Source organism: Brevibacillus sp. DP1.3A (assembly GCF_013284245.2).
Classification (GTDB): domain Bacteria; phylum Bacillota; class Bacilli; order Brevibacillales; family Brevibacillaceae; genus Brevibacillus.
Genome location: NZ_CP085876.1, coordinates 1810989 through 1828616, shown reverse-complemented (window position 1 = coordinate 1828616; position 17628 = coordinate 1810989). Strand labels below are relative to the sequence as shown.

At 47.2% G+C, this 17628-nt stretch carries 13 protein-coding genes; all 13 read right to left on the bottom strand.

The features are described 5' to 3' along the window. Nucleotides 1-138: 138 nt before the first annotated feature. A complete protein-coding gene (locus tag HP399_RS08485; RefSeq protein WP_173618727.1) occupies nucleotides 139-642 on the bottom strand; it encodes a hypothetical protein in 504 nt (167 codons plus the stop codon). Between the two features lie 392 nt (nucleotides 643-1034). Next, nucleotides 1035-1625: a CbrC family protein gene (locus tag HP399_RS08480; RefSeq protein WP_173618728.1), complete on the bottom strand. Its 591-nt coding sequence runs from the start codon at nucleotides 1623-1625 to the stop codon at nucleotides 1035-1037. A gap of 587 nt (nucleotides 1626-2212) precedes the next feature. Then, nucleotides 2213-2515, bottom strand: coding sequence for a hypothetical protein (locus HP399_RS08475; RefSeq protein ID WP_173618729.1), 303 nt, complete (start codon nucleotides 2513-2515; stop codon nucleotides 2213-2215). A 195-nt stretch (nucleotides 2516-2710) separates the two neighbouring features. Beyond that, the gene (locus HP399_RS08470; protein ID WP_228088547.1) at nucleotides 2711-3193 is read right to left on the bottom strand and encodes an RHS repeat-associated core domain-containing protein; all 483 of its coding nucleotides are present in this window, start codon (nucleotides 3191-3193) and stop codon (nucleotides 2711-2713) included. Nucleotides 3194-3425: 232 nt separating this feature from the next. Further along, nucleotides 3426-3845 carry a hypothetical protein gene (locus HP399_RS08465; protein ID WP_173618731.1) on the bottom strand — a complete coding sequence of 140 codons (420 nt, stop codon included), beginning with the start codon at nucleotides 3843-3845 and terminating at the stop codon, nucleotides 3426-3428. Between the two features lie 9 nt (nucleotides 3846-3854). Then, nucleotides 3855-9800, bottom strand: a complete 5946-nt coding sequence (locus HP399_RS08460) for an RHS repeat-associated core domain-containing protein (protein WP_228088483.1) — start codon at nucleotides 9798-9800, stop codon at nucleotides 3855-3857. A gap of 13 nt (nucleotides 9801-9813) precedes the next feature. Next, a complete protein-coding gene (locus tag HP399_RS08455; protein WP_173618732.1) occupies nucleotides 9814-10236 on the bottom strand; it encodes a DUF4280 domain-containing protein in 423 nt (140 codons plus the stop codon). Further along, nucleotides 10223-10774 carry an imm11 family protein gene (locus HP399_RS08450; protein WP_173618733.1) on the bottom strand — a complete coding sequence of 184 codons (552 nt, stop codon included), beginning with the start codon at nucleotides 10772-10774 and terminating at the stop codon, nucleotides 10223-10225. The genes HP399_RS08455 and HP399_RS08450 overlap by 14 nt, the downstream gene beginning before the upstream one ends. Continuing rightward, the gene (locus tag HP399_RS08445) at nucleotides 10771-11916 is read right to left on the bottom strand and encodes a pentapeptide repeat-containing protein (protein ID WP_173618734.1); all 1146 of its coding nucleotides are present in this window, start codon (nucleotides 11914-11916) and stop codon (nucleotides 10771-10773) included. Before HP399_RS08445 ends, HP399_RS08450 begins: the two co-directional genes overlap by 4 nt. 72 nt (nucleotides 11917-11988) lie before the next feature. Beyond that, nucleotides 11989-13413, bottom strand: a complete 1425-nt coding sequence (locus HP399_RS08440) for a contractile injection system protein, VgrG/Pvc8 family (protein ID WP_173618735.1) — start codon at nucleotides 13411-13413, stop codon at nucleotides 11989-11991. After that, complete coding sequence (locus tag HP399_RS08435) at nucleotides 13410-14078, bottom strand: hypothetical protein (protein ID WP_173618736.1); 669 nt, start codon at nucleotides 14076-14078, stop codon at nucleotides 13410-13412. Before HP399_RS08435 ends, HP399_RS08440 begins: the two co-directional genes overlap by 4 nt. A gap of 14 nt (nucleotides 14079-14092) precedes the next feature. Next, nucleotides 14093-14872 carry a DNA and RNA helicase gene (locus HP399_RS08430; RefSeq protein WP_173618737.1) on the bottom strand — a complete coding sequence of 260 codons (780 nt, stop codon included), beginning with the start codon at nucleotides 14870-14872 and terminating at the stop codon, nucleotides 14093-14095. Nucleotides 14873-14916: 44 nt separating this feature from the next. After that, a complete protein-coding gene (locus HP399_RS08425; RefSeq protein ID WP_173618738.1) occupies nucleotides 14917-17589 on the bottom strand; it encodes an acetate and sugar kinases/Hsc70/actin family protein in 2673 nt (890 codons plus the stop codon). Nucleotides 17590-17628: the final 39 nt, after the last annotated feature.

Sequence of the window (17628 nt, the reverse complement as noted above, 5' to 3'; positions counted from 1 at the left end):
TTATTTGCGGTTATATCTACTTTTGAAGTCTCTCTCCTTAAATTGGATTATAAAAAATTTCAAAAAGCGTCAAGTAACTAAACCACCTGTCGCTTTTTCGAATATTTCATAAATGTGTTCACTTTGGTAAATTTTACACTACTTTGTTATTGAGATTCTTTTTAATTGGTGTAAAGCATTCTTTTTCATTTCTTTTTCCTTTGATTTACTTAAGAGTTCTAATTTCTCTTTAGACTCTGGCGTATTTATATCACCTAGAGCCCAAATACATTTTACGGCAAGGGCATTTGTGTAATGAAGATACTCAAATTTTGTTAATGCTGCTTTATAAAGACTTTCTACCGATGAATTTGATTGAAAATATTGAAGCAAGCCAGCAATATCCTCATGTGCCTTATGCCAAGCTTCAGTAATTAACTGGTTTAACATTTCCAAATGTCTTTCATCAAACAAATCAAATGTAAATCCTATATAAAATAGTAATCCTAGGTCATCTTTATTTTTTTCTCTACAAATAACTTCTAACAGGTTGTCAATGTAGCTAGTTATTTCTATATTTCCCTTGAACAAATCCAAAAATTCTAGATCTGTTATTTCACCGCCAATAAGTTTATTTATTAGTATTCTTAGTTCTTGATTCATTTTTATATCCTTTCAAAACTAGTAATATTAAAAATATCCTATGCAGTTCCTTTTCCTGTTGCTGATTTCTTAGTTTCTTCAAATACATAATACGTTTTGGTTACTCCAATTTCCTCCAGTTCCATAAGAACCTGTGTAGGTCAGCGTTTGGTTAATCACATACCGTATCTTCTTCCGCCCCAAGTCATAGAGGTGCGCACGTATTCTGCATCATAGGTGTCTCACTTCCCTATCAACTGTCCCTATCAGTTGTACACAAACCTATGGCTGGAAGATGCAAAAAAGGCTCATTCCAACTTAGTTGAAAGGTTGGAATAAGCCATTCATAATAAATTTTCGATAACGTACTTGAAACAACTCTAAGTAGCTAGTAACATCATTCTTTTCACAAATTATGTGTGATCAATATGAACTCTATGTTGTCCGCATTTAAGACACTGAAACAAATATATTCCTGAATCCTCACTTACTTGGTCCAAAGTATCAATACCATAGTTTTCCTTTATTGCAAACAATTCTTCATCTCGTAAATCTATCTTCGTCGCTGATATCTCACTTTTATTCACGTATCCGATAAAAGCACAAAATTCATCGCAGTGGCTTAACCATTGTGGCTCTTGCCATGAAATGTAACCAGGGGTACGAAAGAGTAACTCCTCTAGGTTATCATCTTTAAACTGTTCGACTTCATCGTATCCCATAAAATACATATACTCATTATTTTCGTCATCATAAGTCACGGACAACAACTGATCCTTATATTCTACTGCTGCCTGTAAGACACCATTATGTTGCTTAGTAGCGGTTCCTTCATAAATGCACCATGGGCAAACATTTTTAACTTCGTCTATTGAATAAAATGGTCCCACGTAGATATAATCCGTTTCTTTATTACAAATACTGCAATTTTGTGCAGGGACCTTTTTGAATACTCCAATATCGTACGCATTTGGTTGATACTTAAATATTGGTAGGTTATTCATATAAAATATTCCTCCGATTTAGAAAAAGGCTGATGAGTAAGAATAAAACAAATTAGCCTTTTTTAATTATTTCTTATTAAATCTATTAAATCTATTAAATCTATGGTATACCACATCGAGAACAGATTGCTTTACTACTGTATAATATCTGCAAAAAAGTGCATTCCCCTTTCGCATTCTTGTTTTATTAGTTTTGTGATAAATAGCAAAATCATTTACATAATTAGTATTATATTGAGCTTTCCAGGCAATACAATTTGACTTTAGTGCCTAAAAGCCCTCGGAGTGCACAAAAGAAAACCTTGATAGGCGTAAGCCAATCAAGGTTGATATAATCTTCTTTTCGAAGCATATTCACTCACATGCCACTACCTGTTTACGCTCAATGCCTTCTTCAAGATTGTTTTGCACTTCATTATAAGTAGACTGTTCCCCTTCAGCAGTAATTTTCATACTATACATTTCAATTAGTCGTCTTAGCTTATTATTTTCCAGATTTCCTTCCAAGACACAATGTCTTTCTTAAATTGTTCAAGCAGAAGAACCCTAGATAAGCGCAAGCCAAACAAGGGTTCTAAATGGGATAACTATTCTATATAACCTTTTTTGTTATGATCAACATCCACATGTACAATAACATCATGTTCAACTTGGATCTTTACCCAAAAATCTTTTGAGCAGTTAGGACAACATACATAACCCTCGCCTATCGAGTTTCCGTCTGGAGGCCTTTTTTGGTGTGGTGCTTTACTCAGCCCTGTCGCCCATCTTAATTCATCACCAATGTGGTAGATATCCACATTCATATAGCCCATTTTAAATTCAGCTTCTGTATCAACGATTACACCGCATCTTGGGCATTTTTCTTTCATGATTAACAGATTATACATATCGAACTCCTATTCTCTCTGTGGGTTACGTATAGGAACTCCTAATTTGGGTACAGTGTGTTTGTAATGGTTGTATAGCCTTCTCTCATAAGTAAATGCCTCGTAACCAGTCGCCTTTGCAAATGCACCAATTGCGGCATCTCCACGACCATGAGAGGACTTAACGGCTTGGAAGACTTGTCGGAATTCAGGTGTTTATGATATTGCTTTTGCCTTAGCGCCTCCAAAAACTTCCACACCTTCTTGTTTTAAAAATGACTTACGCAATTTTTTTTGACTTTTCGTACGAACATTAAGAAATTCATGTAATTGGTTTGGTGTAATATAAGTTTTTCCTTCACGAATAATTTCTAAAGCTTTAATGTCACCTTTTTCAGCAGCGGCAATCAAGAAATTGTTATCTGCGAAAATAGGTTTTCTTGGTTCACACTTCATCAACCCCAACGGATCAATGAACCCAATCGGATCCCCATTCACATAAGCAAAACGGTTAAACGTCTGCCCATCCGTCATATCCCCTTGGAGCACATCTCGATTCAGGAACCGCTTCAACCCCGGATGGTAATACCGCGCCCGCATGTAATACAACCCATTCGGATCGGTCATGACTCCATCGCGGCCGTTATAGCAAAACGGCTGTTTCGTCCTGCCCTCGTGTACTTCCAGTTCCCCGTACAATCCGTAGGTATAACGGTCTGTGACTCGACCATGCTCGTCCGTCAACAGGGTCGTGCTTCCGCGCGTATCCGCGTGATAGGACAAATAATTCTTTATTGGTTAGATGGTTAATTTTTCGTCAACAGCCGTTCAAAAAATGAAACCTTGAAAGGCAAACAGCCAATCAAGGTTTCAGATATTTCCACCAAAAAACTGTAGAATACCCCTTCACTTTAGGCAAGAATTTCTAATCCTAATCCCATTCGTTAAGTGGAAATTTTAGTAACTCATTACTGCATTTCGGGCATTCTTGTTTCGAAAAATCCCTTGTCCAAATCCTACAATAGATACACCTTTTGCCATATAATTCCGGGTGTTGTTTATTTTCCTCATCCGCTTCTGGTTCGAGTATAGCAAATACTTTTTGTCTGGTTTTTTCATATAAATGACTAACTTCAGGAGAAATATCATACGAATCAGTAGTCGGTTCCCATTCACGCCCCTCTATTATTTGTACTGGTCTATCCAAATCTTCTTCTAATCTATCAAAGGATGTTCTAGGCCATTCATCAGTATGAAAAATTTCTTTCTCAATTTTGTACCAATCTTCCCAACTGGATATTTTTTCTAAATCACTATTTAATTTGCTTGTATCAATATTAATATTGAACATTATATTCACCTACCTTGGTGTTGGTGGTTTCATAGTTCCTTCATTAGGAAGACCGTTATTTCTTAGTCTTTTTGTAAGGTCTCTAAAACTATCAATATCTTTTTCAATTCTCACCTTAATCTTTTCCGCTTTAGTTTCTAATGCAACATACAAACGGCTATTCCCATCTCTAGCTACAAGTTGACCTTTTACATTTACTACACTGATTGGTGGGAAATTCTTCACCTGTTCTGGTCCTTGCTGTATAGCTTTCTTAATTGAAATCTTACCATTCGGAGTATCAAAAGATCTGTTTATTGAAATTTGTGCAAAATTTACATCTTTAGGGTTAACCTCAATTACGTCATCATCAGATTTACGAGTTGCCCATTTTCCAGTCTTATTCTTATAATCATTGATTCTTTGTTGCTTTCTTCCGTAGTATCCGCCATGCGCAATTTCGTCATGCCTTTGTGAAATATTCGGGAGATTGGAACACTTCATCAATCCCAACGGATCAATGAACCCAATCGGATCCCCATTCACATAAGCAAAACGGTTAAACGTCTGTCCGTCCGTCATGTCCCCTTGGAGCACATCACGATTCAGGAACCGCTTCAACCCCGGATGGTAATACCGCGCCCGCATGTAATACAACCCATTCGGATCGGTCATGACTCCATCGTGGCCGTTATAACAAAACGGCTGTTTCGTCCTACCCTCGTGCTCTTCCAGTTCCCCGTACAATCCGTAGGTATAACGGTCAGTGACCCGACCATTCTCGTTCGTCAACAGGGTCGTGCTTCCGCGTGTATCCGCGTGATAGGACAAATAATCGCCATGGGCATCCTCACGACCAATGAGCCCCAGTCCATATACATAATACGCTTTGCCTGCTCCATTTTCCTCCAGTTCCATAAGAACCTGAGTCAGGTCAGCGTTTTGATCGACCACATACCGTGTCGTCTTACCGTTCCATGTCATCGAGGTGCGCACGTATTCAGCATCATAGGTGTAGCGAGCTTGTCCGGCACGGACGAGACGATTGCGGGCATCGTACGCATACGTTTCTGGCTGTTGCTTGCCCGGGAGCAGCAGAAGGTTGCCGTCCTCGTCATACTGAACCTGTTGATCATCTACCGTGTCCAACCGATTGTCCTTGGCGTACGTCATCGCCACAGCAAGACTCGAACCTGAATCCCCAATAGCAGTAATATTCCCGCCCTGGTCATAGGTATAGAGAATCTTTCGCCCTGCCATGGCTCCGCTCGTCAGGCGCCGCAGGGCATCATAGGTGTACTGCTTTTCTTCCTCTTGGATGATCTGCCCGAGCTCGTTGTACACAAACCGATATTGCTGGAGCATGACGCCTTGCGCATTTTGATCCCAAAGACGCAGTAGCTGTCCGGCTGCGTCATAGTGACGCTGCTCTACTGTACCGTTCGGTCGCTCTGTACGGATGAGGCGGTAATTTTCATCGTACGTGTACCTTGTAACACGACCTACCCAGTCTGTGACCGTGGTCAATTGACCTGCGAGACCATAGGTATAGCGAACCGTCTTGCCATCTGGATAGACGAGCGTTGCCAGTCTGCCCCCCGCATCATAGGTGTACTGTAGCGTATTCCCATACTGATCTGTACTGGAGACGATTCGTCCCAAAAGATCGTAGGTACGGCGCTTGGTGTCTTTTCCATCTTCTTTGACACTTACCACGCGACCCTCGGCGTCGAAAGACCTGCGAACAGTCCCCGCTTCGTCCTGCTGCTCAATGAGCTGTCCGGCTGCATCGTAGCGGTAGTGCGTTTCCTGACCACGCGCATTGGTCTTGTCGGTCAGCCACCCGCGCTTATCATAGCGGTAGGTCGTTCCTTCTCCGGTAGCATTGCGTTCAGCTAAAAGCAAACCACTGGCATCGTAGGATAGAGAGGTGGCATTGCCATTAGCATCCGTATAGCTCGTTAGACGTCCTTCTCCGTCGTATTGCTGCTTGTATACGGCTGCTTCATTTTCCAATACCTCCGTTAGTCTTGCGGCTGCGTCATAGGAAAACTTGTTTTTTTGTCCAGCCGCATTCGTTGTGGCAATGACTTGATGAAGCTTGTTGAATTGGTATTGGGTTGTTCTTCCGAGTCCGTCTATATGGGCAAGAACATTGCCCGCGCCATCATAGGTGAGCCCGCTCACCTTCTGTCCGGTTGCATCATAGACGGCCAGTAAACGTCCCGCCGCATCGTATTCATAGCGCTGGGTGTTCCCCAACGGATCGGTGATAGACGTCACTCTGCCCATGGCATCGCGTTCGAGGCTGGTCTTCGCCCCGGTTGGATCTACCACCCCAACGATCTGCCATTCCTTGTCGTACTCATAACGAGTGGCTTCACCATAGGCGTTCGTTATAGATTCTACTTTTTCCGTAATCGTGTAGCCGATCTTCGTCGATGCTCCGGTAGGCGTTGTCTCCTCTTCGCGACAATCCTGTGTATCGTACGTAAAGGAATGCATCCTTCCGAGAGGATCTGTGACACCAACAAGATTATCATTGGCATCGAATACCTGACGTAGCGAACCCCCAAAAGCATCCGTAAAGGTTGTCATCCTGCCTGTAGGGTCGAAGCCAACACGGAAGATACGCCCTTCTGGGTCCTGAGCGGAAACTAGCATTCCCTGTCCATCGTAATGATAAGTAGTTTTTGCTCCTGTAAAATCGATATAAGTGCTTCTTTGCCCGTGCTCGTTATACCCGATAGAAGAGGTGCAGCCATCTGGTCTTGTCATGCTGACCAGCCGCTCGTATTCATCATAGGCGTAAGTCGTGACTCCGCCTTCCGCGTCTTCTTCTGCTGTCATGAGGTCATTTTCGTTGTACGTATACGTCGTTGTATTGCCAAGAGGATCTGTCTCTTTTACCAGATTCCCGCGATTGTCATACGTGTAAGTGGTTGTTTCGCCCGCTCCGTTTGTTTCAGAAGTTGTTTGGCCCCACTCATTATAGGAGTATTTGGTGACCGTCCCATCCTTCTCGGTCTTCTCCAGCAACTGGCCATTGTCGTCATGGAGCATAACCTCGACATTCCCATTGCCATCTGTGAAGGTCGTGACCATCATGCCCGGACGGCTCTCGGTATCGTAGTGAATATAACCAGGGATGCCTGCCGCATCTGTCTGGCAGATGATGCGCCCTTCTTCGTCAAACGTATTCGTGTAGACGATGACACCATCGGATGCTAGAGATTCCAATTGGTCATTTCCTGTATAGGACAAGTCAGTGACAACACCATTGGGATTGGTGTAGCGAGTCATCCTGCGGTCGGCATCGTACGAAAAGCGAAGGGAACGAGTCCCATCTGACAATGCTGATACCAAGCCATCCGTCCCATACTCCAAAGAAAACGCTCGGCGACTCCGCTCTTCTGTCAAGCGATTCAGCCTGCCATGCTGGTCATAGCTAAAGAGCAGAGACATTCCGGCAGCCACCGTATGGCGAAGTGCTTGTCCATTTCTGGCAAAATCGTACGTCTCTCTCGTTTCCTTGACCCACAACGTATAGCCGTCTTGTCTTTCCCTCAGTTCGTCAAAAAAGACATCCGCATCGTTGGACCGGTATAATCCGTCCTGAACACGAGTAAAGGTATTGGCGCGGCCAGTATTCCACCAAACCGTAACTTCTTCGCGTGTCTCATCCAGGAATTCCAGGCTCATTTCGTAATTGTGTGTCCATGCTTTGCCCAGTGCTCCCTCTTGCAAAAGCAGGGAGTTGTAATGCAGCTCAAACGTCCACGTCTCGGCTCCATACAGCTTGAGGGCAGGATGAACGATAAACTGTGCTCCGGTCCCTCCGTGGATAGGGTCTCGAAGGCAACTTTTCAGCTTCGCTTTTTTGACGTTCCGTTTTTTCAGCCTATTGGTGTTCTTGTCTGTCACTCGAACTTTTTTACGGCGTCCGGCCATTCCCGCAACGGTTGAGAAGACACCATCCGTCGCATAATCTAATGCCTCAGATCCGGCTTCCTTTAGTACTTCTTTCACAACAGGCTTCTGCATGAACTTGCCGAGCATGCTCTTCTTCAGCTTCTGCACAGCCTCAAGCTTGCTCAAGCTCTCCTGAATGTTCCGCGCAGCAGTGACGACCTTGCCTTTCACCGCACTTGCTGCATTGGCAGTCGCCTTGACCGCTTTCGATACACCCAGTGCTTTGTCCGCTGCTTTGACCGCTTTCGTTGCCTTGGACATCGCTTTTGTTGCCTTCACTGCTTTCGTCGTCAGCTTTGCCGCAGTCACTGCCGTACCCGCACCTGGAATCGCGGCTGCAAGGGACATAGCGGCTCCAGCATAATCGCCACGTGCGACAGATATCCCCGCATTGACGACGTCTGCGACTTCTCCGATGACAGGGATCATTCCGACGATATCGAGTCCAAGCTGTAGACTATCGAGAAAACCCCATCCAGAATCCTCTTCCTCCTGCTCCTCTTCGACGACTTCTTCCTCTTCCTCTTCCTGCGGCAAATCCTCCACAACCACAGGCGCCTTCGTCAGCCCTACCATCTCAATCTTCGGCGCTTGAATATCCACTTCCCCGTCCAAAATCATGCTGCTGGTGCTGCACATGAGGTAGATCGCTTCCTTAGCCTTGATCTCGACCTTCGTATCTGACGTAATCTCCATATCTTTTTCCGAGGAAAATACGATCGGATGCATGCTGTGAATCTCGATGCCGTCCTCTTCGTGCAGTTTGATAAAAATATTGCCTTCTTCGCTCTCCTTCGCAGTAAGAACGAGCTCCTTGCCACCCATCATCAGCTCTTTGCCGAAGTTGGTTCCCCAGTACTTAATGCCGGGATTGCCCGTTTTCGCCGTGCTACCTCCACCCTTTCGCACGGAGCTGACTGCCATGGCGCCTTCTTCATCTGGTGTGGAGAAGTACAGCTTGACGGAGTCGCCCATTTGCGGCATGCAGTGAAAGCCGCTGTTGCCCTCTGCCGAGTAAACCGTGGCATACGGGAACCAGCTCGCCTCTGCCTTGGGCTGCTTCGGATCGATGTCGAGGTGGATTTTGACGGTGTCCTTCTGGATGTCGATGATCTTACCTTCCAGGGCAGCGCCGCATATGTCGTCGTTGCGGATAGGGTTTTGACGGATGCCTGCTTCGGGCATGAGTTGATAGGTGTGAATGAGTAGGGCATGGTCGATCCTTGTTGTTGACCCGGCGACGACCAACTCTTTGCCTTGGTAGTTCACGCGGTCTCCGAGCTGGAGGACCTGTCCGCTTTCTACTTCATAGGTGAGAAAATCGTTTTCCGACATACCTGCCGCGTAGCCGTTTTCTGTCGTTTCCATAAAGGGCGACAGCCTTTTGCTGATGGTGTAGCTAGCGTCTGTCAATTGGGCGGTACGTCCCTCGGGCAAGCCAAACCAGAACTTTGGCTTATCCGCGACAGCCTCTGCGACGAGAATAGAGCCGAAGCGGGAGGCCAGTCGCTTTAAAAACTCCCAATCTGTCTCCTGATACTGGATGGCGATGGTTCCCAGCGGCGCTCCGTTCGAAGCATGGTCCAAATAATCCGAACCGGGATAGTCCTTCGTGATTTCATCGAGCAGACTGGCATACGTCATTTGTTTATGTTGAAAAGAGCGCATCTTGCGCTGACCATCCATTCGCTGCGTATGCGAGACCGCTTCCAGCTCCAAATGGTACACGCCGTGAACAAAGTTCACACTGACGGAATCCACGAGTCCTTTGAACAATGTCTTCGTAAGCGAACCGTTTTCCACCAAATTTAGCGCAACTGTATCCTCGCTCGTCGCCATCTCAATGTAGCGGTCGCTTTTCTCCTCCGGGATGATTCCGGTGACGAACAATCTGGCGTGCTCATTGACTTTCTTCACGATTCTGACATCTTGCAGGCTTTGGATTTCAAAGGGTGAGACCAACTGGATATTCTCGTATCCGGCCAGCTTCTCTGTCGTATTCATACAATCCCCCTCTCTATTGCTCCTGTCCGTCGTCTTCGATGCGAATGCAGCCTCCATATACGCACATGTTCGTGCTGGTGTTTAACAGGGCGGGATGATTTTCCACGAGTACATCTGCCTTACCTTCGATCCATGGCATGGTGACCATGGGAACGCATGGCATCGGCTTGAGTACACCGTTGTTGGCAGCAGTAGCAGCTGCGACAGTTGGATTTATTTCGCAACGGCATTTGCCAAACGGCATGATGTTCACTTGCGGCATATAATCATTCACGTTCATCTGTGCCTGGTTGCGAATGTACACGCCATGACTAAACGGCGTTTTCAGCTTGTTCTGCTGGCTCCCGTAGTCGCACGAGAGAATTGCTCCTGCCACAACGTAGCTTTTCTTCGGGGCGGACGACGGTACAACATCGACATCTTCAATCATGGGCATGACTCATTCTCCTCCCTGCTTGGTCTGCTTTTTTCAAGCGGATACCGAAAAAGTCCCTGCGCAGCAAAGCTTCCGCCAGCCGCAAATCGATGATGATATACGGTTCACGAATCCCTTCGATTTGAAAAATCGTATGACGCCCAATCTTTTCTGGATCGAGAACCAGCCTTTTGAGTGAGCCGTCCCTGTGAAACTCGCTTTGCTCTGACAAACAGTTCACACGCGGCAGAATCATCATCCAGTACAAATCCTGTTTGATCCGCTCCCTGTCTACGAGCACGACGGATTTGACGAACAGCTTCGGCGCGAACTTGTGGATGATTGTCTTTAAGCGGTTGGAATAGAGCGGGATCGGTCTGTCGAGAAAATCCAGGTAGTCGTTCTCTTTCTTTTGCTTGATGTCGAACTGGATGATCGCCTCGTCAAGCTCTTCCTGATAATCTGGCGTCAGCCACTCCTGCCGGATGACGTCAAAAACGTTAGTTGGCTCTACCGCACTCGCGATTCGCTCGTCCTGTGACAAGATGAAATAATTCATACCTGATTCCCCTCTCGCCAAACGACATGTCGCTCCTGAAGCTCATCCAACAGAATGGACTCCCTAGATTCCTTCGAGAATACGGCTCTCTCCAGAAGCGCTCCGCTAAAATTCGCCCCAGTTAAAATCGCATCTGTAAAGTCTGCGCCGCGCAGGTCGGCCCCAGTAAAATCTGTCCCGGTCAAGTCCGCCCCGACGAACAAGACGCCATCAAAACCGGGCATCTCCCACGCATCTGGTTCCAAAAGCCCCCTTGGCCCGGATGCTTCACGAAAGCTCGCGCCTAGCAGATTTGCTCCGGTAAAATCCGCTCCATGAATGAGACTGTCGCCGAAATCAACCGCTTTTAGCTGGGCACGATGCCATCTCGTTCCGACCAAAACACTTTCGCGAAGGTTCGCTTTCGTTAGCTGACTGTCAGAGAGGTCCGAATAACGAAGATCAAGACCATCGAATTGCCCTTGTCCCAGATCGAGGCCAGCCAAAACCTTGTAGCCGTATTCCAGCTCTTGCTTCTCCTCCAGCCAAGCACGGATCATCTCAGAATCTTTGTGGCGAGTGTCCAGACAGTACACGATCTCGCTTTGATCCAAATATTCTCCGACACGCACCTCCAGCTCCGGCTCCTTGTCCACCTGTTGAAAGACTTCCAACTGAACAGCCTGCACCATGGCATAACGGATTAGATGAACGACATATTGATGAAACTTCTCTGCCTCCACGAGCTTGATCCGTTCGATATCGGGAAGTCTTACGTGTCCGGCATACGCTCTGGCAGCCTCGTTCCATTCGTCTGCGAGCCGATCCAAAAAGTGGTACGCCCAGCTCGCATCATAAGTGGTTTGACACTCCACCGGATCGAAAAACCAACTGCTGTCCGTAGCTTCCAGCAAATAATGACTACTGCCCTCAATGAGCTCCGTACGCAGCATGGAATAGGTCAAGTACGCCAGCTTGCCCTTTGTCCCTTGCTTCTGCTTATCAACCACGCGTCGGCATATTGCTTCAAATGAACGAAGAAATTCTTTTGCCAGCCTCTCTTTATTCGCCTGATAGTAAGCATCCAAGGCATGCAGGCTGGCGATGGTTCGCTTCGGCACCTCGTGCTCCTTGAAATGCTGCAAGGCTTCCTCTCTCTCCATGCCAATCCCCCCTTCTTCTCACCGTTTTTGCATACACCAAACACACGGTTACCCGCGTGGCAACCATGTGTGTCAATTGGTTTTGAGCTCCTGCCCGACGATGCTTGTATTTCCGTCCATCTTGATGTTGCTCTCTTTGCAGGTGAGACTAATCTCCTCTTTCGCCGAGATAATCACCTTCGTGGCAGAGTCCATCAAAATGTCCTTTTCAGAGACAACCTTGATATTTTTCTTGCTGAATATCTGGATGCCGTCCGCGTCGGTCATGCGAATGAGGATTTCCCCGTCCTTTGCGCTAAGCAATACCTCCGACGGGCTGAACATCAGTTCTTTTCCATTGGCCGTGCGGAAGTATTTGATATCGGGATTCCCGAGCTTGTTCGTTTCGCCCTCGTCTGAATTTTTCCGGACAGAGCTGATCGCAATCCCGTCACTTTCCTTGTTGCTCGGAAAATAGACGCGGACGTAGTCATCGAGCTCTGGCATGCAATACCAACCGCTGTTTCCTTCGGCCGTATAAACCGAGGAGTACGGGAACCAGTGCGCCTCGCTCTTGTTCTGGCTCTCATCGATATCGAGGTGGATTTTGACGTTGTCTTTTGAGACTTCAATGACTTTTCCTTGCACCGATGCCCCTACAATGAGCGAATTGTGGAGTGGCTTTTGGCTCATTCCTTTTTTGGACGCAAGCAAATACTTGTGCTTGAGCAAGCCCTTCTTCATCTCGGTATAGGCCTCATACACATACAGGCTCTTCCCTTTGAAATCCACACCGTTGCCCAAATCGAGCACGCGGTCCGTCTCTACCTCGTAAAAGATGTAGTCATTTTCATCCACACCCTTGACCCCGTTTTCCGAGGAATGGCGGTATTCATTCAAATTTTTGCGCACCCGATAATGAAAATCGTCCAGCTTGCCTTTCGATGCACCCTCTGGCACACCAAAGCTGAACTTTGGCTTTTCAAAAACGGATGCTGGCATCAGTCCAGTTTGAAAACGCGAAGCAAGCCGCTTGAGAAATTGCCAATCCGTCTCCTGATACTGCATGGTAAAGGAGCCCAGCTTCCCGCCATTGGAGGCCATGTCCATAATATCCATGCCTGGGTATTCTCCTGCGATTGTTTTCAAAAGGGCACCGTAGGTCATGGCTTTGTTTTGAAACGAACGACTCTTGCGCTTCACGTCGAGATTGTACGTAGGCGAGACGGCTTCGACGTACAAATAATAAACGTCTCGTACGGCCTTGATACCTATCTCCAGAACTATCCCCGCAAAAAGCGGCGTGGCGTTGCCTTCGTTATCCACCTGACTGATTTCGATCGGGGTCTGTGCTTCCGTCATTTCTACATAGCTGTCCTTCAATTCTTCTGGTACGATCCCCGTAAATGTAAGGCGGGCATGCTCATTGATCTTTTTCGTAATCGTCAGTTCTACCAGATGCGTCAATTGATAAGGAGAGATTTGCAAATTGTTGTAGGCAATGACAGGAAGACTCATATTTTCCCTTCTCCCTTCCCATTTTCATCCGAGTTGTTAGATACCAGCGACAAGGAATCCATGATTCCCCAGCCTACTGGCTTCCAGTCTGACAGCTCCTGCTCCGTGCAATTGAACGTGCAGAGAAGAGCGCGTCCCTGTAGGGATACAAAGCTGATCAGGTTGTAAATGTCCGTATCCAATGCGGGCGCAACAAACTCGAAAAATCCGACGCTGTTCCCCGCGATCTCACGTATTCCTTCCTCCTGCCAACGAGCGAGCGGCTGTGTCCTCCGCAAAACCTGCTTCATGACATCCATGAAGGCCTTCAGCTGTGCAGGAGTATCGGTCAGCTTGCTCTCGGTATAGGTAAAAGCCATGTTAATTGACGCTGTTTCGTTCGTATAAATCAGTGAAGGCCTACGTTCCGATGGATACTTCAGAGCAGCTACTTCTGGACTCATGATGGAAAATGTCTTCGGGAGTCTAATCTGTACGAGATCGTCGAGGACGCGCTTGTCCTCCATGGGAATTCTCTCTTCACCGACTGTAATCAATGATTTGTTCACTACATCCAGTCGGTTTTTGCCCTTCGGACCAAAACGTATTGCTGCTGGCTGTGCATCCTCACCGGAAAGCTCATTCAACATGCCGATAATGCTTTCATCCATGCGCGCCATTTCCATTCACCATCCTCTCGTTAATCAACAATAACCCGCTGACGCCCGCCTGTTTTCCACTCCGTTTTTGAGGACTTTCCGCCACTCTTGGCGTCATCCAATATGCGTGCGAGGTATTTGAGAATCTGTAGATTCGTGTACTCGCGGTAACCAGTCCCCAGTCTGTTGCCTACATAATGAAGAATGAGCCCCCGCTCTACTCTGTCCGCATTCAAGCACTGCATGGCAAAGGCGAGATCATACGGGTGATTGGTGACCGTTTTCAGCATTTCATTCGCAAAATACCGCAGGATGTAGGGAGCAAGTGTTGGCTCGTTTCTCCCGGCATGTTCGACATGCACGATATTCCACGTATTGAATTCGGTCGCCATATCGGCTAAATCCTGATAATCCCCGCGAAGCCTTGCCCCTTGCTTGAGCTTGAAGCGCCCCAACTCCCTTTCATCCGGGCGTGACTCTATCTCCTGATCGAGAACATACGACGTCTCGTAAACGTAATAGTCGGTCAGCGAAGTCTCCTCTTGAAAGCGAATCTTGAGCACCGTCTCCATACCTATGGCCTCATAAGGGACACGCTCTTCGCGGTCGAACAAGTAAATGCGTCCTTGATGCTTGACGATCCCTCTGCCGACAGTGAGGTGCCCTTCGCCTATCATTACATCCATCCCGGAAATAATGCCGTCTGTATAATCCTGAAAGTATAAATCTACAAAGTGCCGCGGGTAATCACGCAGATTCTCAAGCATCTCTCGCTTGAGAATTCGCCCTTTATGAAAATTGGGATAGAGATGGGAAAACACCGCTGTTCCCCCTTCCTGTTCATTTAAGCTGCCTGGTTATTTGATCATTTCATCCCGTCAAAGAAATCCAGCTCGGACAAGTCACTCTCAAAAGCAAAGAATACCTTTTTCCCCAAAGCAAGCTGTTCATTCAGACGAGCTACTGGCACGACATGGAATCCCCACTCGCTACCGCTCGCAAAAACGAAGTATTTCGACTCGCCATTTTGAATCGAGTCAGTCTCATCCTGCGGGATATGTGTACCGTACTTGCTCGCGATGTCCTCATACAACACGGTTTTGTATTGAGCAGGATCATCCATGTACAGGTACCGTTGGCGCAGCTGACCGTCATTTTCCTTGAGATAAAATTCAACCTCGCTCACGCCGTAGGGACGTGAGATAGAGCCATGCACGAGACTCAGCTTTTCCTGACTGTGAATAAGCACTCTCTCTTGCTTGTTATGAGTGAAGGCCGTCACGGAATACGGGACGATCGGCGCATGATTCGTAATGTTCGCTTCAATGAAGCCTGCCTTTTTGGCACTTTGATAGCGCAGTGCTCCACGTAAGCAAGACAGCTTCAAGTCTGGCACCTTGCCCGCATCCTCCGACTTTTGCCGGAACTCGATACTGCGTCCAGGGACAAACTCTTTGAGCGCTTCACGGAAAACATCAATCCGGCACGACTGCCCGGTCAGCTTGATGATCGAGAAGTCAGCCAGCCTTCCCTGTTGGTAAAAATCGTCCAAGAAGTCGCGCAAAATCTCGTAAATATCCGCCTTAATCAGGTGATTGATCTCTTTGGCGTTGAAGACGACATCAGGAAAATCAAACACATCCCGGAAGTGACCATCCTCCCGTATCGACAACACCCATCGCTCGACTGCCGTCAGCTTTAGATCAGGCTCTTGACGATTTTCCGTATCGGATGTGAAGCGATTACGCAAGATTCCGGTCTGGCGGAAAAACTCTTTTTTCATGTGGTCAGCGAGGTCCCACAAAAAGTGAAAATTGTTGCGGACACGCTGATACTCGTCCCGGCTCTTGTTTTCGTACTCCTTGTAGCGAGTCGGCAAAATCGCCTCAGCTTCCCGATATCTCGCCTCGAAGCGTTCATAGATGGAGTCGACACCGTATTCATCCACGTACCGGAATATTTCCGATCCGGGGATGTCGATGATCTGGTCGATGTCGGTCACTTGCCGCCCTTTTCCGTAATAGTCCGCAAAGACGATTTTCATAAATTGCATGATGCGATACGTAATGTTGTTGCCGCCAAAATTGGTGTCGCCGTTTTCATAGGTTGTATCGATATCGATCCGGTAGGAGATATGTCCGTCCTCGATCCGAAAATGGCAGGATGACAGGTCCGTCGTTCCTCCGCCGCAGTCGATGACGAGCGCTTGATATGTCTCACCGTCCAGAAAGCTGTTTTTGTCAATTTGATCCGCAATCGTGTTAAACAGGACGGCCATTCCTTCATCGAGGGCGTGCTCTGATTCGATGCGATACTCAGGTAATATCTCGGTGAACATCTCAAGAAACTGCGTTTTCAGCTTGACCGGACTTGTGATATGCAGATGACGAAAGCGGCATTTGAATTGATGCTCAGCCATTTGAATGACGTGAAGAAGGTATTGGCGCAGGATGTCACTTCGTTTCACAGTCGCGGTATTCCCTTGGCTGTCCATGACCTCTTCGATCTTGTGATAGCTGTTCACCCAGCGCTTGATGCCTTGAAACACTGTTGCGTTCGTGCTGTATCCGTTCTTTTTCATGTGCCGCAGTGCTTCATAACCGATGTGAAAGCGAACATCGGTTGGAGAGGAGCAATCCGCCACACTGACAGCCGTCGGCAGCACCTCGATCCATTCCTCGTTTTTTTGCGTGGTATCTGGGAAAGAGACGTAATTGATCGCATTCAAGCGAATGCGTCCATTCAACAAGTCGTTGCTAGAAGGGGAGCTGACATACTGATGGTCGAGAAAAGCACCCGCTGTCGTCGAGGAGGTACCAAAATCAATCGCGAGAACGGCATCTGTTTCTTCCAATTCCCTGATCTCGAGGTCAGTCACCGGTACTTTGTAGTAGTGGAGATTGACAGGCGGCAACGGATGGTCCTGATGATACGCCTTGTACAAATACTCCGAATCCTGCTTGCGGAAAAAGAGCAGGCTGTAGTTTTGATTGACGGTTTTTCTCAACTGAGCATCTTGGTGGGCGTGCAGCGTAAAATGCCCGGCTCTCCTATCGCCTTTGTCTTTGTTCAGATGCAGAATGCCGCATAGCTCCATATGGTCATTCACCAAAAGCACATTGGATTCGGACAAGCCCTGGGAGGATTCGACGCGATAGTTGTCCAGCCTGTCAATGGCGAGACCCGTGTACAAGCACATCTTCGCTGGAATTTTGATCACATCTACACCTGGCATCGGTGTGTTTAAATATTTGTGGAGTACGGCTTCGAGGCGTTCAACACCCCCTGGAACAGCACGCTCAATCAGGAGGTTTTCTTCTGCGCCGCGAAAACGCAGAATCGTATGCAGCAGTCCCTCCCGATCGAGATTGTTCACGACAGAGCCGACTAGCTTTTCCTTGTAACAAATATTGCGTAGCTGAAAGGTCGTCATCTCCATCAGCTCGTCCCGTGTATAGGTCGCTTCGTCTGGATGATTGCGTTGATTTCCATCCCCGCTGCCTTTTTGGAGATGAAGCTTATATGAATAGGTAGTCATCCCAACTCTCCTCTCTCCCGACCTTCGTTGGGGTCAATC